This is a genomic window from Tabrizicola sp. M-4 (assembly GCF_051132405.1).
GTDB lineage: Bacteria > Pseudomonadota > Alphaproteobacteria > Rhodobacterales > Rhodobacteraceae > Paragemmobacter.
Genome location: NZ_CP128606.1, coordinates 207951 through 225522 on the forward strand (window position 1 = coordinate 207951; position 17572 = coordinate 225522).

Consider the following 17572-nt stretch of genomic DNA (forward strand, 5'->3'; position numbering starts at 1 on the left):
GCGATGCGGATTCTCGGAGTGATCCTCGCAGGCGGGCAGGGCCGCCGCATGGGCGGGGCCGACAAGGCGCTGCTGCCCTTGGCGGGCCGCCCCCTCATCGCCCATGCCGTGGAACGGCTGGAGCCGCAGGTCGACCGCCTCGCCATCAGCGCGAATGGCGATCCGGCGCGGCTTGCCCGCTTCGGCCTGCCCATCCTGCCCGATGCCGATGCCTCGCAAGGCCCGCTCTCGGGCCTCCTCGCCGCGCTGGACTGGGCGGCACCTCTCGGCGCAACGCATCTCGTCTCCGTTCCCGTCGATGCGCCCTTCTTCCCGCCCGATCTCGTGCCCCGCCTTCTGCTCGCGGCCGAAGGGACGGGGGCCGCACTCGCCCGCTCCGGCGGGAACGATCACCCGACCTTCGGCCTCTGGCCCGCCAAGGCCGCCCCCGCCCTGCGCGCCTTCCTCGCCAGCGGCGAAAAGGCGCGCGTCCGCAGCTTTGCCGACAGCCTCCACGCCGCCCGCGCCGATTTCCCCGATGACGGGGCCTTCGCCAACCTCAACACCCCCGAAGACCTCGCGATGGCCGAGGCCCGCATCCGGGGCGCGGCATGAGGGTCTACGGCGTCATCGGCTGGAAGAATTCCGGCAAGACCAGCCTGATGGAACGTCTGGTGGCCGAGATCACGGCGCGCGGCTTCTCCGTCTCCACGGTCAAGCATGTGCATCACGACGTCGACCTCGACCAACCGGGCAAGGACACCTTCCGCCACCGTCAGGCCGGCGCGCGCGAGGTGGTGCTGGCCTCCAAGGACCGCTTCGCCCTGATGGTGGAACATCGCGGCCCCGAACCCGACCTTTCCGCCGTTCTGGCCCGCCTCTCCCCCGTCGATCTGGTGCTGGTCGAAGGCTACAAACGCGACAGCCACCGCAAGGTGGAAGTCTGGCGCCGCGAAACGGGGCATGACCTCATCCAGACCGGCGACCCGCTGGTCCGCGCCGTGGCCACCGATGCAACGGGCCTCTCGCTTTCCGTCCCCGTCCTCGATCTGAACGACACCCGCGCGGTGGCGGATTTCATCCTCTCCGAGGTCGGCCTTTGAGTGCCGCCTTCGACACCGTCGCCATCGTCGACTGGTCCGCCACCAACGGCCCCTCGCCCGCCCGGCCCTCCGCCAATGCCATCTGGATCGGCACCGCCACCGCCGCCGGAACCGAGGCGCGGTATTTCCGCACCCGCGCCGATGCCGAGGCACGCCTCCTCGCGCTGATCGCGCAAGAGACCGCCGCCAACCGCCGCCTCCTGATCGGCTTCGATTTCCCGATGGGCTATCCCGCAGGCTTCGCCGCCCGCCTCACCGGGCAGGCCGACCCCCGCGCCATCTGGCGCTGGCTGGCCGGGCAGATCACCGATGCGGGCAACCGCAACAACCGCTTCGCCGTCGCCGCCTCCATCAATGCCCGCTTCGGCCCCGGCCCCTTCTGGGGCCGCCCCGCCAGCCAGCCGCTGCCCGACCTGCCCGAACGCAAGACCGTCGATTATGCGGCCCTCGGCCTGCCCGAACGCCGCGCCGTGGAACGCCGCGTTCCCCGCGCCCAGCCCGTCTGGAAACTCTTCACCACCGGCTCCGTCGGCTCTCAGGCCCTCATGGGCCTGCCGATGATCCACCGCCTGTCGCAACGCCCCGGCGTTGCCGTCTGGCCCTTCGACGGCGCGCCCGCCGCCCCGGTGCTGCTGGCCGAGGTCTACCCCTCCCTCCTCGCCCCCCTCGTTTCTCAACATGAGGGCATCAAGGACCGCGCTCAGGTCTTGCTTCTGGCGCGTGCCTTGCACAGTCTGTCATCACAGGGCCTGCTGGCTCCGCTTCTGACCGTTCCCCCCGACAGCGCCGAGGAAGGCTGGATTCTGGGGGCAGGGCACGAGGCGGCGCTGATGGGCGCCGCCAAGGACTGACGCCATGATCCGCATCGAACAGGGCCTGCCTGACCATCTCCGCCAAGAGGCGGCCCTGCTCTACTGGCAGGCCTTCGGCCCCAAGCTGGGCCGCGTCCTTGGTCCCGAACGGCTGGCGCTGGTCTATCTGCACCGTGTCATGCGCGCCGATCATTGCCTCACCGCCTTCGCCCGCGATGGCCGCCTCGTCGGCCTCGCCGGGTTCAAGACGCCCGAGGGCAGCTTCGCCGGCGGCAGCGAGGATGACCTGCGCGCCATCTACGGCACCTTCGGAGGCCGCTGGCGCACCATGCTGCTGCGCCTTCTGGGCAATGACGCCGATGCCGAACGCTTCCTCCTCGACGGGCTCTGCGTCGCCGGTTCCGCCCGCGGGCAGGGCGTCGGCACCGCCCTGCTCGAGGCGATCGTGGCCGAGGGGCGCGCCCGCGGCTATGATGCCGTCCGCCTTGACGTGGTGGATACCAACCTGCGCGCCCGCGCCCTTTACGAAAGGCGCGGCTTCGTGCTGGACCGGACCGAAGGCATCGGCCCCCTGCGCCTGATCTTCGGCTTCAACGCCGCCCATACCATGATCCGCCCGACCTGATCGGCACCATTCCCCCCTAAGAATTGCATTTTTACGATGAAATCGGATGCATTCTCTGCATACTGTGCGCCGTGCCTAACGCGCACAGGGACAGATGCCGCCCCATCCAAGGGGCGGAACCAAGAACCATAACAATGGGAACCGTGGAATGCTTAACGAATTCAAGACGTTCATCGCCCGCGGCAATGTCGTCGACCTTGCCGTCGGTATCATCATCGGCGCGGCCTTCACCGCCATCGTCAACTCGCTCGTGGGGGACCTGATCAACCCGATCATCGGCCTCATCACCGGTGGCGTGGACTTTTCGAACCTGTTCATCGACCTTTCGGGCACCAACCCGGCCTCGCTGGCCGCCGCCCGCGACGCAGGCGCCCCGGTCTTTGCCTATGGGGCCTTCATCACCGCCGTGATCAACTTCCTGATCATCGCCTGGGTGGTGTTCCTGCTGGTCAAGGCGGTGAACAAGCTGAAGGAGGCCACCGCCAAGAAAGAGGCCGCCGAGGCCGCCGCCGCCCCGGCCGGTCCGACCGAACTGGATATCCTGATGGAAATCCGCGACGCGCTGAAGAAGTGACGTCCTCCACCGCAAGGCAAGGTGGGCCGCGGGTGAACCCGCGGCCCCCCTTCGCATCAGATCGCCAGCGCCTCCGCCCCGGTGATCGAGGGCAGGCCCAAGGCCGCGCCCACCGCCGCATAGGTCAGCTTGCCCTTGTGCGTGTTCAGCCCGTTCAGAAGATGCCGGTCCTCGGCGCAGGCCCGCTTCCACCCCTTGTCGGCCAAGGCCAGCATGAAGGGCATCGTCGCATTCCCCAGCGCCAGCGTTGAGGTCCGCGCCACCGCGCCGGGCATGTTCGCCACGCAGTAATGCAGGATGCCGTCCACCTCATAGATCGGGTCCTGATGGGTGGTGGCGCGCGACGTCTCGAAACACCCGCCCTGATCGATGGCGACATCCACGATCGCCGCCCCCGGCTTCATCGTCTTGAGTTGCGCCCGCGTCACCAGCTTCGGCGCGGCGGCACCGGGGATCAGCACCGCGCCGATCACCATGTCCGCCTCCGCCACCAGTTCCGCCGTCAGGCCCGCGCTGGCATAGCCCGTCTTCACCGTGCCGTGGAAGATGTCGTCCAGATAGCGCAGCCGCGGCACCGACCGGTCAAGGATGGTGACATCCGCCCCCATCCCCGCCGCCACACGCGCCGCCTGCGTGCCGACCACGCCGCCGCCGATCACCACCACCTTCGCGGGCAACACGCCCGGCACGCCGCCCATCAGAACCCCGCGCCCGCCATTGGCCTTCTGCAGCGTCCATGCGCCCACCTGCGGCGCCAGCCGCCCGGCCACCTCGGACATCGGCGCCAGCAGCGGCAGCCCGCCCCGGTCATCCGTCACCGTCTCATAGGCGATGGCCGTCACGCCCGATGCCAGCAGGTCCTTGGTCTGCTCCGGGTCCGGCGCCAGATGCAGATAGGTGAACAGCACCTGCCCCTCGCGCAGCCGCGCCCGCTCCACCGCCTGCGGCTCCTTCACCTTCACCACCATCTCGGCCTTGGCAAAGACCTCCGCCGCATCGGCGGCGATGGTCGCCCCCGCCGCGACGTAATCGGCATCGGCAAACCCCGCGCCAAGGCCCGCGCCGGTTTCCACCAGCACCTCATGCCCATGCGCCACCGCCTCGCGCGCCGCGATGGGCGTCATGCCGACGCGGAATTCCTGCGGCTTGATCTCCTTCGGACATCCGATCTTCATCTGATTGCTTCCTCCCGTTCCGGGCACGACACGGCCCGCTGTGGAAAAAGCTTCCGTCAGCTTTCCCGCCGTTTCTTTGATTTCTGCATGACGCGCATGGTCCGCTGCGGTAGATTTCATCGCAATCGGCCCTCAAGGCGAAGGTTTCTTCCACGATGTCAGAACTAGACGCAACTGACCGCCGCATCCTCACCGTCCTGCAGAAGGAAGGCCGCATCACCAATGCCGAATTGTCGGAACGTGTGAACCTCTCGCCCTCGGCCTGCCACCGCCGCACGCAACGGCTGGAGGAAGAGGGGTTCATCGCCCGCTACGTGGCCCTGCTCGACCCGCGCCGTCTTGGCCGCCCGACGACGGTCTATGTGGAAATCACGCTGCAGGGTCAGGCTGACGAATTGCTCGACGCCTTCGAACGCGAGGTGGCCAAGATTCCCGACATCCTCGAATGCCACCTGATGGCGGGGCAGGCGGATTACCTGCTCAAGATCATGGCGCAGGACACCGAGGATTTCGCCCGCATCCACCGCCAATACCTGTCCCGCTTGCCGGGCGTGCGGCAGATGCATTCTTCCTTCGCGTTGCGAACCGTGGTCCAGACAACCGCGCTGGCCGTGTAGGGCGGGGGTCTCCCCGCCATTCCCGCAACCGCCTCCACCCGCGCCAAACGGAATTTGACGCAAATTCCGTCCCGAAATCTGACGCAGATTTCGGCCCCTTCCCGTCGCACCAAGACCGCAAAGCGAAATCTGCGTCAGATTTCGCCGCGATTTCTGCGTCAGAAATCGTCTCCCCGACTCCGCACAGGCGCACCGTTAACCATGACTCAGACCAGAAATCTGCCCGAATTTGTATGTACACTTTGCGGTACGGTTCACGGCACCGGCTGTGGCACGGTCATTTTCCGCCATCCCCGCGTAAAGTCACAGAAAAACGGAAATCCTTAAGCCCCGGCGCAATGAAAAACCCCCGGCCTTGCGGACGGGGGTTGATCGGGCGGGCATCGCTGCCCCATCGTTCGCTTAACGCCTCAGAGAGCGCCTTCGCGTTGTGCCTTCTTGCGCGCGAGTTTGCGCGCACGGCGGACCGCTTCGGCTTGCTCGCGCGCTTTCTTGACGGACGGTTTCTCGAAATGCTGCTTGAGCTTCATTTCACGGAAAACGCCTTCGCGCTGGAGCTTTTTCTTCAGGGCACGGAGTGCCTGTTCGACGTTATTGTCGCGGACGCTGACCTGCATGTGGTTGTCACCACCTTCCTAAGTTAGAGTTGCACTACAGTGTGCAGGCGCGCGCCCTATAACAAAGGAAAGACCGCCTGTCCACCGACGCACCAAGGAGACTGCCATGGAAAGCCCGCAAAGCCCTGAAAACGCCCGCGAAGCCGTGCTGAACGCGGCGCTTTCCCATGTTCCCTTCGACGGCTGGTCCGAAACCACCCTGCGCGCCGCCATCGCCGATTCGGGCGTGCCCGAAGGCCTTGCCCGCGCCCTCTATCCCCGTGGCGGCATCGACCTTGCCGTTGCCTTCCACAAGGACGGCGACCGCCGCATGGTGGAAACCCTTGGAAAGACAGACCTTTCCCAGATGCGTTTCCGCGACCGCGTGGCCTTCGCCATCCGCACCCGCCTCGATCTGGTCGAGGATCGCGAACTCGTCCGCCGCGGCACCACGCTTTTCGCCCTGCTGCAGCACGCCGCCGAAGGGGCGAAACTGATCTGGGGCACGGCGGATGCGATCTGGACCGCGCTGGGCGACACGACCCGCGACCTGAACTGGTATTCCAAACGCGCCACGCTCTCGGCCGTCTACGGCTCCACCGTTCTTTACTGGCTCGGCGATGACAGCCCGGGCCATCAGGCGACATGGGATTTCCTCGACCGCCGCATCGCGGATGTGATGCAGATCGAAAGCCTGAAGGCCAAGCTCCGTGAAAACCCTTTGGGCAAAGCCATCCTTGCAGGCCCCGCCAAGGTGATGGAGAAATGGCGCGTGCCGACGGTCCCCGATGACCTGCCGGGCAAGATGATGGACCGCTTCCGCCAAGGCTAAGCCCAAGGAATCCCAATGGAACTTTCCCACACGATGCGCGCCGTGGAAATCACGGAACCGGGCGGGCCGGATGTGCTGAAACCCTGCACCCGCCCCGTCCCGGTCCCCGGTCATGGCCAGATCGTCATCCGCGTGGCCTATGCGGGCGTGAACCGCCCCGACGCCCTGCAACGCGCGGGCAGCTATGCTCCGCCCGCCAATGCCTCGCCCCTGCCGGGGCTGGAGGCATCGGGCACCGTCGTGGAAATCGGGCCCGGCGTCACCCGCTACAGCATCGGCGACAAGGTCTGCGCCCTGCTTCCGGGCGGTGGCTATGCCGAATATGTCACCACGCCCGAGGCTCATGCCCTGCCCATCCCCGAGGGGCTGTCGATGCGTGAGGCCGCCTGCCTGCCCGAAACCTGCTTCACCGTCTGGTCCAACGTGGCCATGCGCGGCGGGCTCAAGGCGGGGGAACGCTTCCTCGTCCATGGCGGTTCGTCCGGCATCGGCACCACCGCCATCCAGATCGCCAAGGCCCTTGGCGCACGGGTCTTCACCACCGCCGGATCGGATGAGAAATGCGCCGCCTGCGAAGCGCTTGGCGCGGAAAAGGCGCTGAACTACCGCAGCGGCGATTTCGTTGCGATGATGCATGACGAAGGCGGCGCGCACCTGATCCTCGACATGGTCGGCGGCGGCTATTTGCCCCGCAATGTCAAAGCCTTGGCCACCGAAGGCCGCCTTGTGCAGATCGCCTTCCTGCAAGGCCCGCGGGTGGAGTTGAACTTCGCCGAGGTGATGATGCGCCGCCTCACGATCACCGGATCGACGCTGCGCCCGCAAAGCGACCTCGCCAAGGCGCGCATCGCGGCCGAGGTCGAGGCGCATGTCTGGCCGATGATCGCGGCGGGCAAGTTCCGCCCCGTTATGGACAGCGAATTCCCCCTCGAACAGGCCGCCGCCGCACATGCCCGCATGGAAAGCAGCGGGCATGTGGGCAAGATCGTCCTCAAGGTGGAATAGCGGTCACACCCCGTCCAGCGCCGCCTGAATGATGGGCGGCAACTTGGCCGGGGGATGCCCCGTAAGCGTCTTGTCCACCGTGCAAAGCAGGTTCAGCTTGGCAGGCCCCGACAGCGCACCCTGACGGTCCAACTCATCCCGCACCGCGCCCAGCACCTGTGGCGGGGCGGCAATCACCAGCGGCCTGTCGCCCGCGACCTTGCGCAGATGCGCCACCACCTGCGCGGCCAGCCTTTCCCCACCAAGGCGATCAAGATCTGGCTGTTCCATCGCCGATCTCTGGTTCTTGCCCACGTCATAGGCCCGGCCGGGCCTGTCGCTGTAGGGGGCCAGCGGCTCTGCCGCCATGCGCTCCACCTCGTGCAGATTGGGGGCGTCCACCGTGCCGCCATTCTCCAGAAGGATGGCGCGTTCCTCGTCCATCACCAGAACCCATGTTCCCTTTGCCAGAAGTGCCATGTCCTGTCCTTTCCCGGGTGATCAATGCGGTGATTGAACGCCGTCCCCGGCCCCCGCGCCATGATCTGGCGCAAGGTTCAGCGCACGGCCTCCATCCCCGCGACGCCCCGGCAGACGCGGCCCACATCGCCGCCGCAATCGCGGAATTCCAGATCCTTGGTCAGGCAGATCCGCACCTCCTGCACCATGCCCGACCGGCAGGTCACCACCACGCCTTCCGGTGCAAGCTCCGGATTCGCCTCAAGAAAGGCATCCTCGATCACATCCGCCTCGACGCGGATGTCGCGCGACAGCCCCTGCAGGGGCGCGGGCACCGCCACCCGTTCAAAGGCCTCGCGGGCGGTGTCGTAGAACTCCGCCGCCGACAGGCCCGAACAGCGGCCGTGCTTCTTCCACTGATAGAAGGCCGCGCCCGCCCCGCCAAAGACATCCGCCTGCGCCGCCGTCATCGCCCGCGACGGATCGCGCGCGCCCGTCCGGCAGAAAGACGGCCAGCCCTCCTCGTATTGCGGCCAGAGGCCATGCAGCACGAAATCAATCCCACGCCCCGGATCGCATTGCGGATCGTCCCGCGCATCGCCTTCCAGCGCGCACCAAGTGGCCGACCATGACAGCGCCATCACGTAATAGTCGAAATCCCCGGCCCTTTCCCCTTCGGCCCGGGCCGGTGCGGCGGCCATCAGGGCCAGCAGCAGCAGTTGGATCACGCGCATTTTCACTTTCCTCCGTCGTCGGAAACGACTATATCCCGCCCTGAACTTCCCCGAAATCGTGGAATGGCGGCCCCGGTCGCAGCCGATTTCCCGGCCCGAGAGAGATATTGCAAGGAGCAATCCTATGAACAAACCGCTCATGGCAAAGGCCACTGCCGTCTGGCTCGTGGACAACACCACCCTGTCCTTCAAGCAGATCGCCGATTTCTGCGGGATGCACGAACTTGAGGTGCAGGGGATTGCCGATGGCGACGTGGCCACCGGGGTGAAGGGCTTTGATCCCATCGCCAACAACCAGCTTGACGCGGTCGAGATCGAGAAGGGTCAGGCCGACCCGCTTTACAAGCTGAAGCTGAAGCACAATCAGGCCGCCGTGGGCGAGGAAAAGCGCCGCGGTCCGCGCTATACGCCGCTGTCCAAGCGTCAGGATCGCCCGGCGGCCATCCTCTGGCTGGTGAAGTTCCACCCCGAACTGTCGGATGGGGCCATCGGTAAGCTGGTGGGCAACACCAAGCCCACGATCCAGTCGATCCGCGAACGCACCCACTGGAACATCAACAACATCACCCCCATCGACCCGGTCGCGCTGGGCCTCTGCCGCCAGTCGGAGCTTGATACCGCCGTGCAGCAGGCCGCCCGCAAGAAGGCTGCCGAAGGCACCGTCATGTCGGATGACGAACGTCGGAAACTGGTGTCGACCGAACAGTCGCTGGGCATGTCGCCCGAGGCGAAGATGCCCTCCTCCATCGCCGGGCTGGAGGCTTTCACCCTGTCGGAACGCGAAGAGAAGCCTGCAGATTTCTCGGATGCCGAAAGCTTCTTCAACCTGCCGCAGTCGGATGACGACGAGGACGAGGACGAGGATGACAACCGCCGCCGCTAAGGCGCGGATTGCGCGATGAGCCAGGGGCCGGGGCAGCGATGCCACCGGCCCTTTCCTTTGCGTCAGAAGGATTTCCGCGCCCGCAGCGCCGCGCCCAGCGTGCCGTCGTCGAGATAGTCCAACTCCCCCCCGATCGGCACGCCCTGCGCCAGCGAGGTGACTGTCACCCCTGTGCCTGCCAAAGCATCGGCGATGTAATGCGCGGTGGTCTGGCCATCCACGGTGGCATTCAGCGCAAGGATCACCTCGCGCGCGCCTTCTGCCGCGACTCGCTCGATCAGGGCGGGGATGCGCAACTCCTCCGGCCCCACGGCATCCAGCGCCGAGAGCGTGCCGCCCAGCACGTGATAGCGCCCCCGGAACACCCCGGCGCGCTCCAGCGCCCAGAGGTCGGCCACATCCTCGACCACGCAGATCTCGCCCGTGGCGCGGCGGTCGTCGCCGCAGATCGCGCAGAGGTCCGCCGTGCCGATATTCCCGCAGACACGGCAATCGCGCGCCGATACAGCCACCTGCGCCATCGCCTGCGCCAAGGGCGCCATCAGCGCCCCGCGCCGCTTGAGCAGCACCAGCACCGCCCGTCGCGCCGACCGGGGGCCAAGCCCCGGCAACCGCGCCATCAGGTCAATCAGCGCCTCGATCTCGCGCGGGCCATCGCCGCCGCCTGCGGCCATGTCAGAAAGGCAGCTTCATGTCGGCGGGCAGTCCCAGCGCCTCGGTCATGCGGCGCATCTCTTCGGCCATGCGCATCTGGCCCTTGGACTGCGCATCCTTGATCGCGGCGACGATCAGATCCTCCACCACTTCCTTCTCCGACGCGACAAGGATCGACGGATCGATGTCCAGCCCCGTCACCTCCCCCTTGGCGGTGGCGCGGGCTTTCACGAGACCAGCGCCCGACTCGCCCACCACGACGGTGCTGGCCATCTGCTCCTGCATCTCGGCCATCTTCGTCTGCATTTCCTGCGCGGCCTTCATCATCTTGGCCATGTCGCCCAGACCGCCAAGCCCGCCCAAACCCTTCAGCATCCCATTGCTCCTTGCATCCCGCGCGTTGGTTCAGTGATAGGGTCTGCCACCCCCATCTTCAAGGCGCGCCGCGGCTGCGGTTGAACCCGCGCACCAGAACCGCTGCGGCGATCACGACCAGAAGCACCACCACGGGCCAGATCCCGCCGATGCAGCCCTCGGCCATCGCCTGCACAGCCACCTCCGCCTGCCGCGACAGGACCAGAAGCCCCGCCAGCGCCAGCACCGGCAGCGCCACGATCACCGCAAGCCAACGGCGGGGCCAGATCAATGCCAGCAGCGCAAGGCCCAAAAGGACCATCCCGACCGGAGAGGTCAGGACATAGACCGCCTCACCCAATACCCCGACCTTCCCCTCCGCAGCGATCCAGTCGGGGCGGGTTTCGGCGCAGACCCCCGCCATGGCCGGCATGGGCAGCAGGGTCAGCAGGGCGATCAGCCGTCCTCGAAGGGGTCCCATTCATCCTCGACTTCCGGCAGGGCCTCGGCCTCGGCGGCGGCGGCCAATGCCTCGGGGGTGCGGATATCGGCGATCTTCGCGCCGGGAAAGGCCGCCAGAACCGCCTGCACCAGCGGGTTCTGCAGCGCTTCGGCCTCGGCCATCCGCCGCGCCTCGTCGCGCATCTCGGCGATGGTGGGCGCGCCGCCTTCGTTCACCACCGAAACGCCCCAGCGTGCGCCGGTCCACATCTGCAACCGCGCGCCCAGTTGCGCGGCAAGGTCGGAGGGGGCCTCGGGCGTGGGCTGGAATTCGATCCGGCCGGGGGAATAGCGGACAAGGCGCAGACCCTGCTCCACCTCGTACAGCAGTTTCATGTCGCGCTTTTCGCGGATCAGCTCCACCACCTGATCGAAGCTGACAAAGACCTGAAGGGTCCCCTCGGCCACTGCCAGCGCCTGCCCGCCCTGCATCACCGGCCCGCGTGCCGGCCCGGCAGGGGCCATCCGCATCGCTGGCGCATGGACCATGCGCCCGCCCCCTCCGCCCCCGCCCGCAGGGGCGCCGCCCGACATCGGGCCGGGGGGAGGTGCCTCGCTCAGCCTGCGCAGAAGCGATTCCGGGTCCGGCAGGTCGGCCACATGGGTCATGCGGATCACCGCCATCTCGGCGGCCATCATGGCATTGGGGGCCAGCGCCACCTCTTCCAGCGCCTTCAGCAGCATCTGCCACAGCCGCGTCAGCACCCGCATCGGCAGGCGCGTGGCCATGTCGCGCCCGCGCGCGGCCTCGTCCGGCGGGGTGGTGGGGTCCTCGGTCGTGCTGGGCGCAACCTTCACCACCGACAGCCAATGGGTGATCTCGGCCAGATCGCGCAACACCGCCATGGGATCGGCCCCGTCGGCATATTGCGCCGCCAGTTCCGAAAGAGCCCCCGCCGCATCGCCCGTCACGATCAGATCGAACAGGTCAAGCACGCGACCCCGGTCCGCCAGCCCCAGCATCGCCCGGACCTGATCCGCCGTCACCTCGCCCATGCCATTGGCAATCGCCTGATCCAGCAGCGAGGTGGCATCCCGGGCCGACCCTTCCGCCGCCCGCGTGATCAGGACAAGCGCCCCGTCGGTGATCTGCGCGCCCTCCGCCGTGGCGATCTTGCGCATCAGGTTCATCATCACCTCGGGTTCGATCCGCCGCAGGTCGAACCGCTGACAGCGCGACAGGACGGTGACGGGAACCTTGCGGATCTCGGTCGTGGCGAAGATGAACTTCACATGGGCGGGCGGTTCCTCCAGCGTCTTGAGCAGCGCGTTGAACGCGCTGTTCGACAGCATGTGGACCTCGTCGATGATGTAGATCTTGTAGCGCGCGCTGGCCGCCCGGTAATGCACGGAATCGATGATCTCGCGGATGTCGCCCACCCCAGTGCGGCTTGCGGCGTCCATCTCCATCACGTCGACATGGCGGCCTTCCGCAATGGCGCGGCAGGGGTCGCACTTGCCGCAGGGGTCGGTCGTCGGGCCCCCTGTCCCGTCGGGGCCCACGCAGTTCAGCCCCTTGGCGATGATCCGCGCCGTCGTCGTCTTCCCCGTGCCACGGATGCCCGTCATGATGAAGGCATGGGCGATCCGGTCCGCCGCGAAGGCGTTCTTCAGCGTCCGCACCATCGCCTCCTGCCCCACCAGATCGGCAAAGGTCTCGGGGCGGTATTTGCGGGCCAGAACCTGATAGCTCTTCTCGGACGTCTCGGACATGGGCACCTCTTGATCCGGGTCACCCTACCGCCAGCGGCGGGGGATGGGCAATGGCGGCGGGCGGCCTGCGTCAACCTGCGGGGCTCAGGCCCCCATCACCTGCGCGGTGGTGGCATCCGACCGCAGCATGTCCTCCAGCGTCAGCGATTCGATGATCAGCAGATAGGACCAGAACACATCGGCAAAGACCCTGCGGATGCGGCAGGTGGCTTCGTCGCTGCAATCCTCGCAGCGCTGATAGGCGCGGCGCGACAAGCAGGGCAGGGGGGCGATCGGCCCGTCGATCATCCGCAGAAGTTCGGAGAGCGAAACTTCGGAGGGTTTCTTGATCAGGCTATAGCCCCCGGAACGCCCGCGGGTGGAGGCGATCACCCCCGCGTTGCGGATCTCCAGAAGGATATGTTCCAGAAACCGCTTGGGCGTCCCTGACCTCCGCGCGATCTCTTCGATGGTCAGCGCCTCAGGCCTGCCCTCCGCCGCTTCGTCCGCAAGGACGAGCAGGGCTTTCAGTGCATATTTCATCTTCTGGGTGATCATGCCCAAGCGTTACCCTTGGCAGGCCCCGGAATCAATTCCGCGCTGCCTGCCAGCAGCCGAATTCGGGTGTCCGAACTCGGCCCCCGCGCCTATCCACGCCCCGCCACGCTGGCCTGATAGGCCGACAGATCATCGATCAGCGCCGCCCCGGCGGGCACGCCGGCACGGGCGCAGAATTCCGCCCAGACGGCGGCGAAGGGCAGGTCCTTCGCCTCTTCCGTCAACAGCAGGCGCGACGTGTGGTCCAACCGCGCCTCCACCCCCTTCAGCCGTGCCTGCGGCAAGAGAAGCGCGCGCAGCAGCGCCTTCTGCATATTGCGCACCCCGATCACCCATGCGGCAGTACGGCTGATGGTGGCGTCGAAATAGTCCAGCCCGATCCGCGTGCGCGGCAGAAGTCCCGCAAAGACCAGCTCCTGCGCCATCGCCAGAACATCGTCATTCAGCAGGATCACATGATCGCTGTCCCAGCGCATCGGGCGCGACACATGCAGCAGGATGTCCTGCACGGCGAAGGCGACCGAGGAAAGCTTGTCCGCCACGCTCTCGGTGGGATGGAAATGCCCCATGTCGAGGCAGAGCGCCGTCTGCCGCTTGGTCGCATAGGCAAGGTAAAATTCGTGGCTGCCCACGGTGCAGGCCTCCACCCCTATGCCGAAAAGCTTCGACTCCACCGCGTCGATCAGGTGGCTGGCCTCATGCCTCTCGGCCAGCATCGCGTCGAGCGATGCCCACAGCCGTTCCCGCGCTGCCATTCGGTCGACGGGAATGTCCTTGTATCCGTCGGGAACCCAGATGTTGTTGACGCAGGCGCTTCCCAGTTCCGCCCCGATCCGTGCCGCGATGGCGCGGCTGCGGCGGCCATGCTCCACCCAGAAATCGCGGATGCCCGCATCCGGATGGCTGAGCGTCAGGTTGTCGTCCGCCTTGGGATGGGCAAAGAAGGTGGGGTTGAAGTCCAGCCCCAGCCCCTTTTCCTTCGCCCAGTCCACCCAAGGCGTGAAGTGGTGGTAGTCGATCTGGTCGCGGTCGGGGCGCTCGTCCGTGTCCATGTAGAAGGCATGCAGGTTCAGCCGGTGTCGCCCCGGAATGCGGGAAAAGGCAAAGTCCAGATCCGCGCGCAATTCGTCCGGCGTACGGGCGCGGCCCGGATGGTTGCCCGTGGCCTGAATGCCGCCGCCCGACGCGGCGGACAACCGCTCGAACCCCCGCACGTCGTCGCCCTGCCAGCAATGGACCGAGATGGCGATGCCGGAAAGCGCGGCCAGCGCGGCCTCGGCATCCACATCCCATGCGGCAAAGGCCTCGCGGGCCATCTCATAGGCTTTGGTCATCGCGATCCCCTCCCCCGCTTCACGCCGCCTCAGCGGGTGAAGGACTCCTTGTTGCCTGCGTCCACGTTCAGGATGTTGCCCGTCGATTTCGCCGAAAGGTCCGAAGCAAGGAAATAGACCCCCTCGGCGATATCTTCCGGCAGCACCGACCGCTTGAGCAGCGAGCGCTGGCGATACATCTCCTCCAGCCCGTCCTTGTCCGTCTTGTAGGTCGCCGCACGCTGGTCCAGCCATTCCCCCGACCAGATCTTCGACCCGCGCAGCACGGCATCCGGGTTCACCACGTTGACGCGGATGCCCGCCTCCGCCCCTTCCAGCGCAAGGCAGCGCGCCAGATGGATCTCCGCCGCCTTGGCCGTGCAATAGGCCGAGGCGTTGGGGCTTGCGGCCAGCCCGTTCTTGGACGCGACGAAGACGACCGACCCGCCGATCCCCTGCGTCCGCAGCAGGCGGAACGCCTCGCGGCTGACAAGAAAATAGCCGGTGGACAGGATGTCCATGTTCCGGTTCCAGAGCGCCAGCGTCGTTTCCTCCACCGGGGCGCTTGAGGCTATTCCCGCATTCGACACCAGAATGTCGACGCCGCCGAATTCCACCGCGATCTCGGCATAGGCGGCCTCTACGGCGGCCTCTTGCGTCACGTCCATCTGCACGCTGCGCACCACGTCGCGACCATGCCGTTTCGCCAGCATGTCACCCGTTGCCTTCAAGGCGTCGGCATCGACATCGGCCAGCATCACGCAGGCCCCTTCCGCCAGCAACCGCTCCGCCGTGGCCGATCCGATGCCGCCCGCTCCGCCCGTGACCAGCGCCACGCGGCCCGCCAGCGACTTGGGCTTCGGCATGCGCTGAAGCTTCGCCTCCTCCAGCAGCCAGTATTCGATGTCGAAGGCTTCCTGCTCCGGCAGACCCTGATAGGTCGAAACCCCCGACGCCCCGCGCATGACGTTGATCGCGTTGACGTAGAACTCGCCCGAAATCCGCGCCGTCGCCTTGTCCAAGGCGAAGGTGATCATCCCCACGCCGGGCACCAGATAGACCACCGCATTCGGGTCGCGCAGGGCGGGGCTGTCCGGGTGCCTGCAGCGCGCATGATAGGCCGCGTAATCGGCGCGATAGGCCTCCACCGCGGGGGCAAGGCTTGCCAGCGTCGCCTCCACATCCGGCTTGGCGGGATCGAAGGCCACGACCAGCGGCGCGATTTTCGTCCGCAGGAAATGGTCGGGGCAGGAGGTGCCCATGGGCGCCAGCGTCTCCAGCATGGCCGAACCAAGGAACTCCAGCACCGCAGGCGAGTCGTCGAAATGCCCGACCTTGTGGCGGTCCTTGGAAATCATCCCCCGGATCGCAGGCATCAGCCGCGCCGCCACCGCGCGCCGCTCGTCCGCGCCAAGGGTAGGCCGCACCTGCCCGCCGAAGGCCGGCTTGCCCGCCGTCTTCGCCTCCAGCCAGCCCGCCGCCGTGTTGATCACGTCCAGCGTCGTCAGATAGCAGTCCTTCGCATCATCCGCCCATGTGAACAGCCCGTGGCTTTCCAGCACGCAGCCGCGCGCCGTCGGGTTCTCCACCGCGAATTTCTCCAGCCACAGGCCCAGCTCGAAACCGGGGCGTTTCCACGGCAGCCAGCCGATGGAGTCGCCAAAGATCTCCGCCGTCAGCGCCTTGGAATTGACCGATGCCGCAATCGCGATGATCGCGTCGGAATGGACGTGGTCCACATGCTTGCGCGGCACGAAAGCATGCAGCGGCGTGTCGATCGACGCCGCGCGGGGGTTCAGGTTGAAGGTGCAGTGGGGCAGATACCCCACCATCTCATCCTCATGCGCGAGGCCCCGGTAAAGCCCCTTCAGCGCCCGCAGTTTGTCCATATACAGCGTCGAGAACCCGTCCATCTTCATGGATCCGATATCGCCGCCCGATCCCTTGACCCACAGCACCTCAACCATCCCGCCCGTCAGGGGGTCGCGTTCCATCACCTTGGCGCTGGTATTGCCGCCGCCATAGTTCGTCACCCGCTTGTCCGACCCAAGAAGGTTCGACCTGTAGAGCAGCTTTTCCGACTCGCTCATCGCTGACGCGCGGGCGTCATCCCACAGGTTTTCCAGACGGTTGCCCGCTGCGGCCATCGCAAATCCTCCCTCGGTCCTTGTTGCAAATGTGCCGAAGCGCGACCGAAAGTCAATCAGAAACGATCACAATCAATCATGCTGCACCGCAGAATGACAATGAATGATCGAAAATGATTGACACTGAGCGATTCCGGTGGAAACCTTTGTGACAGGGAGGACGGCATGCACGAAAGCGAACGCCACAGGATCATTCTGTCCGCGATCGAGGGGCGGCCCGTCGTGACGGTGGCCGACCTCGTCACGCTGACGGGTGCGTCCGAGGCGACGATCCGTCGCGACATCGCCGCGCTCCATGTGCAAAAGAAACTGCGCCGCGTGCGGGGCGGGGCGGAATCCATCGCCCCCGCGCAGTTCGTCGGCATCAATGCCCGCCCCTTCAGCGTGAACGAAGGCATCCGTCTGGCCGAGAAACGCGCCATCGCCCGCGCGGCGGTCGAACTGGTCGAGGATGGCGAGGCGATCATCATCAATGGCGGGACCACGACCTTCCAGATGGTCCACCCGCTCTCCACGAAACGCTGCCAGGTCTTCACCAACAGCTTCCCCATCGCGGACCACCTGCTGAAGCATTCCAAGAACACCGTCCTTTTGCCCGCAGGCGCGATCTACCGCGAACAGAACATCATCCTTTCGCCCTTCGACGAGGACGGCAGCCGCCATTTCTATGCCCGCCACATGTTCATGGGATGCCGCGGCCTCGGTGCACTCGGGCTGATGGAGGGCGACCCTCTGCTGGTGCAGGCGGAACAGAAGCTGATCGGACAGGCTGACGAACTCGTCGTCCTCGCGGACAGCACGAAATTCGCCGCGCGGTCGAGCCTGCTGCTCTGCCCGCTCTCGCGCATCCATACGGTGATCACCGACGAGGGCATCACCGACCGCGACGCCGCCATGCTGGAGGCCGCGGAAGTCAGGCTGATCGTGGCGCGGATCGGCGCCGCCGACAGGACGGAGGACCGCATCGGCGAAGGCTGAGG

21 protein-coding genes are annotated in these 17572 nt (G+C 66.6%); 10 read left to right on the plus strand and 11 right to left on the minus strand.

The window, feature by feature from the left end:
- Nucleotides 1-3: 3 nt before the first annotated feature.
- From mobA to mscL, 5 genes are all read left to right on the plus strand, one after another.
- Nucleotides 4-594: a molybdenum cofactor guanylyltransferase MobA gene (gene mobA / locus TabM4_RS01090; RefSeq protein ID WP_434617194.1), complete on the plus strand. Its 591-nt coding sequence runs from the start codon at nucleotides 4-6 to the stop codon at nucleotides 592-594.
- Nucleotides 591-1082, plus strand: coding sequence for a molybdopterin-guanine dinucleotide biosynthesis protein B (mobB, locus tag TabM4_RS01095; RefSeq protein WP_434617196.1), 492 nt, complete (start codon nucleotides 591-593; stop codon nucleotides 1080-1082). The genes mobA and mobB overlap by 4 nt, the downstream gene beginning before the upstream one ends.
- A complete protein-coding gene (locus tag TabM4_RS01100) occupies nucleotides 1079-1933 on the plus strand; it encodes a molybdopterin guanine dinucleotide synthesis (RefSeq protein ID WP_434617198.1) in 855 nt (284 codons plus the stop codon). The genes mobB and TabM4_RS01100 overlap by 4 nt, the downstream gene beginning before the upstream one ends.
- 4 nt (nucleotides 1934-1937) lie before the next feature.
- Nucleotides 1938-2519, plus strand: a complete 582-nt coding sequence (locus TabM4_RS01105) for a GNAT family N-acetyltransferase (protein ID WP_434617200.1) — start codon at nucleotides 1938-1940, stop codon at nucleotides 2517-2519.
- 148 nt (nucleotides 2520-2667) lie between these two features.
- The gene (gene mscL, locus TabM4_RS01110) at nucleotides 2668-3093 is read left to right on the plus strand and encodes a large conductance mechanosensitive channel protein MscL (RefSeq protein WP_434617203.1); all 426 of its coding nucleotides are present in this window, start codon (nucleotides 2668-2670) and stop codon (nucleotides 3091-3093) included.
- Between the two features lie 56 nt (nucleotides 3094-3149).
- Here mscL and ald read toward each other — a convergent pair whose 3' ends face one another.
- A complete protein-coding gene (gene ald, locus TabM4_RS01115) occupies nucleotides 3150-4268 on the minus strand; it encodes an alanine dehydrogenase (RefSeq protein ID WP_434617205.1) in 1119 nt (372 codons plus the stop codon).
- 155 nt (nucleotides 4269-4423) lie between these two features.
- Here ald and TabM4_RS01120 point away from each other — a divergent pair, with 155 nt between their 5' ends.
- Nucleotides 4424-4885 (plus strand): Lrp/AsnC family transcriptional regulator, encoded by a 462-nt coding sequence (locus tag TabM4_RS01120; RefSeq protein WP_434617208.1) that lies wholly within the window; start codon nucleotides 4424-4426, stop codon nucleotides 4883-4885.
- A 410-nt stretch (nucleotides 4886-5295) separates the two neighbouring features.
- Here TabM4_RS01120 and rpsU read toward each other — a convergent pair whose 3' ends face one another.
- Nucleotides 5296-5502 carry a 30S ribosomal protein S21 gene (rpsU, locus tag TabM4_RS01125; RefSeq protein WP_023666753.1) on the minus strand — a complete coding sequence of 69 codons (207 nt, stop codon included), beginning with the start codon at nucleotides 5500-5502 and terminating at the stop codon, nucleotides 5296-5298.
- A 106-nt stretch (nucleotides 5503-5608) separates the two neighbouring features.
- Here rpsU and TabM4_RS01130 point away from each other — a divergent pair, with 106 nt between their 5' ends.
- Together TabM4_RS01130 and TabM4_RS01135 are read left to right on the plus strand one after the other, a co-directional pair.
- A complete protein-coding gene (locus tag TabM4_RS01130) occupies nucleotides 5609-6313 on the plus strand; it encodes a COQ9 family protein (RefSeq protein ID WP_434617213.1) in 705 nt (234 codons plus the stop codon).
- Nucleotides 6314-6328: 15 nt separating this feature from the next.
- Nucleotides 6329-7318 (plus strand): NAD(P)H-quinone oxidoreductase, encoded by a 990-nt coding sequence (locus TabM4_RS01135; protein WP_434617217.1) that lies wholly within the window; start codon nucleotides 6329-6331, stop codon nucleotides 7316-7318.
- A 3-nt stretch (nucleotides 7319-7321) separates the two neighbouring features.
- On the opposite strand, the gene TabM4_RS01140 is transcribed toward TabM4_RS01135, so the two are convergent.
- Together TabM4_RS01140 and TabM4_RS01145 are read right to left on the minus strand one after the other, a co-directional pair.
- Nucleotides 7322-7777 (minus strand): host attachment protein, encoded by a 456-nt coding sequence (locus TabM4_RS01140; RefSeq protein WP_434617220.1) that lies wholly within the window; start codon nucleotides 7775-7777, stop codon nucleotides 7322-7324.
- 77 nt (nucleotides 7778-7854) lie between these two features.
- Nucleotides 7855-8490 (minus strand): ribonuclease T2 family protein, encoded by a 636-nt coding sequence (locus TabM4_RS01145; RefSeq protein ID WP_434617223.1) that lies wholly within the window; start codon nucleotides 8488-8490, stop codon nucleotides 7855-7857.
- Nucleotides 8491-8614: 124 nt separating this feature from the next.
- Between TabM4_RS01145 and TabM4_RS01150 the strand changes: the two genes are divergently transcribed.
- The gene (locus TabM4_RS01150; protein ID WP_434617226.1) at nucleotides 8615-9373 is read left to right on the plus strand and encodes a DUF1013 domain-containing protein; all 759 of its coding nucleotides are present in this window, start codon (nucleotides 8615-8617) and stop codon (nucleotides 9371-9373) included.
- Between the two features lie 62 nt (nucleotides 9374-9435).
- Here the strand turns inward: TabM4_RS01150 and recR are convergent, their stop codons facing one another.
- The 7 genes from recR to TabM4_RS01185 form a co-directional block, all read right to left on the minus strand.
- Nucleotides 9436-10047 (minus strand): recombination mediator RecR, encoded by a 612-nt coding sequence (recR, locus tag TabM4_RS01155; RefSeq protein ID WP_434617229.1) that lies wholly within the window; start codon nucleotides 10045-10047, stop codon nucleotides 9436-9438.
- A gap of 1 nt (nucleotide 10048) precedes the next feature.
- The gene (locus TabM4_RS01160; protein ID WP_434617232.1) at nucleotides 10049-10402 is read right to left on the minus strand and encodes a YbaB/EbfC family nucleoid-associated protein; all 354 of its coding nucleotides are present in this window, start codon (nucleotides 10400-10402) and stop codon (nucleotides 10049-10051) included.
- A 58-nt stretch (nucleotides 10403-10460) separates the two neighbouring features.
- A complete protein-coding gene (locus tag TabM4_RS01165) occupies nucleotides 10461-10862 on the minus strand; it encodes a hypothetical protein (RefSeq protein WP_434617235.1) in 402 nt (133 codons plus the stop codon).
- Nucleotides 10838-12595, minus strand: a complete 1758-nt coding sequence (locus tag TabM4_RS01170; RefSeq protein ID WP_434617237.1) for a DNA polymerase III subunit gamma/tau — start codon at nucleotides 12593-12595, stop codon at nucleotides 10838-10840. The genes TabM4_RS01165 and TabM4_RS01170 overlap by 25 nt, the downstream gene beginning before the upstream one ends.
- Nucleotides 12596-12679: 84 nt before the next feature.
- Nucleotides 12680-13132 carry an RrF2 family transcriptional regulator gene (locus TabM4_RS01175; RefSeq protein WP_434617240.1) on the minus strand — a complete coding sequence of 151 codons (453 nt, stop codon included), beginning with the start codon at nucleotides 13130-13132 and terminating at the stop codon, nucleotides 12680-12682.
- An 89-nt stretch (nucleotides 13133-13221) separates the two neighbouring features.
- Nucleotides 13222-14466, minus strand: coding sequence for an L-rhamnose isomerase (locus tag TabM4_RS01180; RefSeq protein WP_434617243.1), 1245 nt, complete (start codon nucleotides 14464-14466; stop codon nucleotides 13222-13224).
- Nucleotides 14467-14495: 29 nt separating this feature from the next.
- Nucleotides 14496-16592 carry a bifunctional rhamnulose-1-phosphate aldolase/short-chain dehydrogenase gene (locus TabM4_RS01185; protein ID WP_434617246.1) on the minus strand — a complete coding sequence of 699 codons (2097 nt, stop codon included), beginning with the start codon at nucleotides 16590-16592 and terminating at the stop codon, nucleotides 14496-14498.
- Nucleotides 16593-16757: 165 nt separating this feature from the next.
- On the opposite strand from TabM4_RS01185, the gene TabM4_RS01190 reads away from it, so the two are divergent.
- On the plus strand, nucleotides 16758-17570 hold the full coding sequence (locus tag TabM4_RS01190; protein ID WP_434617249.1) for a DeoR/GlpR family DNA-binding transcription regulator: 813 nt from the start codon (nucleotides 16758-16760) through the stop codon (nucleotides 17568-17570).
- Nucleotides 17571-17572: the final 2 nt, after the last annotated feature.

Excerpts from the sequence above, each read along its gene's own strand:
- mobA (WP_434617194.1), top strand. The coding sequence starts at position 4 with ATGCGGATTCTCGGAGTGATCCTCGCAGGCGGGCAGGGCCGCCGCATG.
- mobB (WP_434617196.1), top strand. The coding sequence starts at position 591 with ATGAGGGTCTACGGCGTCATCGGCTGGAAGAATTCCGGCAAGACCAGC.
- TabM4_RS01105 (WP_434617200.1), top strand. The coding sequence starts at position 1,938 with ATGATCCGCATCGAACAGGGCCTGCCTGACCATCTCCGCCAAGAGGCG.
- mscL (WP_434617203.1), top strand. The coding sequence starts at position 2,668 with ATGCTTAACGAATTCAAGACGTTCATCGCCCGCGGCAATGTCGTCGAC.
- ald (WP_434617205.1), bottom strand. The coding sequence starts at position 4,268 with ATGAAGATCGGATGTCCGAAGGAGATCAAGCCGCAGGAATTCCGCGTC.
- TabM4_RS01120 (WP_434617208.1), top strand. The coding sequence starts at position 4,424 with ATGTCAGAACTAGACGCAACTGACCGCCGCATCCTCACCGTCCTGCAG.
- rpsU (WP_023666753.1), bottom strand. The coding sequence starts at position 5,502 with ATGCAGGTCAGCGTCCGCGACAATAACGTCGAACAGGCACTCCGTGCC.
- TabM4_RS01130 (WP_434617213.1), top strand. The coding sequence starts at position 5,609 with ATGGAAAGCCCGCAAAGCCCTGAAAACGCCCGCGAAGCCGTGCTGAAC.
- TabM4_RS01135 (WP_434617217.1), top strand. The coding sequence starts at position 6,329 with ATGGAACTTTCCCACACGATGCGCGCCGTGGAAATCACGGAACCGGGC.
- TabM4_RS01140 (WP_434617220.1), bottom strand. The coding sequence starts at position 7,777 with ATGGCACTTCTGGCAAAGGGAACATGGGTTCTGGTGATGGACGAGGAA.
- TabM4_RS01145 (WP_434617223.1), bottom strand. The coding sequence starts at position 8,490 with ATGCGCGTGATCCAACTGCTGCTGCTGGCCCTGATGGCCGCCGCACCG.
- TabM4_RS01150 (WP_434617226.1), top strand. The coding sequence starts at position 8,615 with ATGAACAAACCGCTCATGGCAAAGGCCACTGCCGTCTGGCTCGTGGAC.
- recR (WP_434617229.1), bottom strand. The coding sequence starts at position 10,047 with ATGGCCGCAGGCGGCGGCGATGGCCCGCGCGAGATCGAGGCGCTGATT.
- TabM4_RS01160 (WP_434617232.1), bottom strand. The coding sequence starts at position 10,402 with ATGCTGAAGGGTTTGGGCGGGCTTGGCGGTCTGGGCGACATGGCCAAG.
- TabM4_RS01165 (WP_434617235.1), bottom strand. The coding sequence starts at position 10,862 with ATGGGACCCCTTCGAGGACGGCTGATCGCCCTGCTGACCCTGCTGCCC.
- TabM4_RS01170 (WP_434617237.1), bottom strand. The coding sequence starts at position 12,595 with ATGTCCGAGACGTCCGAGAAGAGCTATCAGGTTCTGGCCCGCAAATAC.
- TabM4_RS01175 (WP_434617240.1), bottom strand. The coding sequence starts at position 13,132 with ATGATCACCCAGAAGATGAAATATGCACTGAAAGCCCTGCTCGTCCTT.
- TabM4_RS01180 (WP_434617243.1), bottom strand. The coding sequence starts at position 14,466 with ATGACCAAAGCCTATGAGATGGCCCGCGAGGCCTTTGCCGCATGGGAT.
- TabM4_RS01185 (WP_434617246.1), bottom strand. The coding sequence starts at position 16,592 with ATGGCCGCAGCGGGCAACCGTCTGGAAAACCTGTGGGATGACGCCCGC.
- TabM4_RS01190 (WP_434617249.1), top strand. The coding sequence starts at position 16,758 with ATGCACGAAAGCGAACGCCACAGGATCATTCTGTCCGCGATCGAGGGG.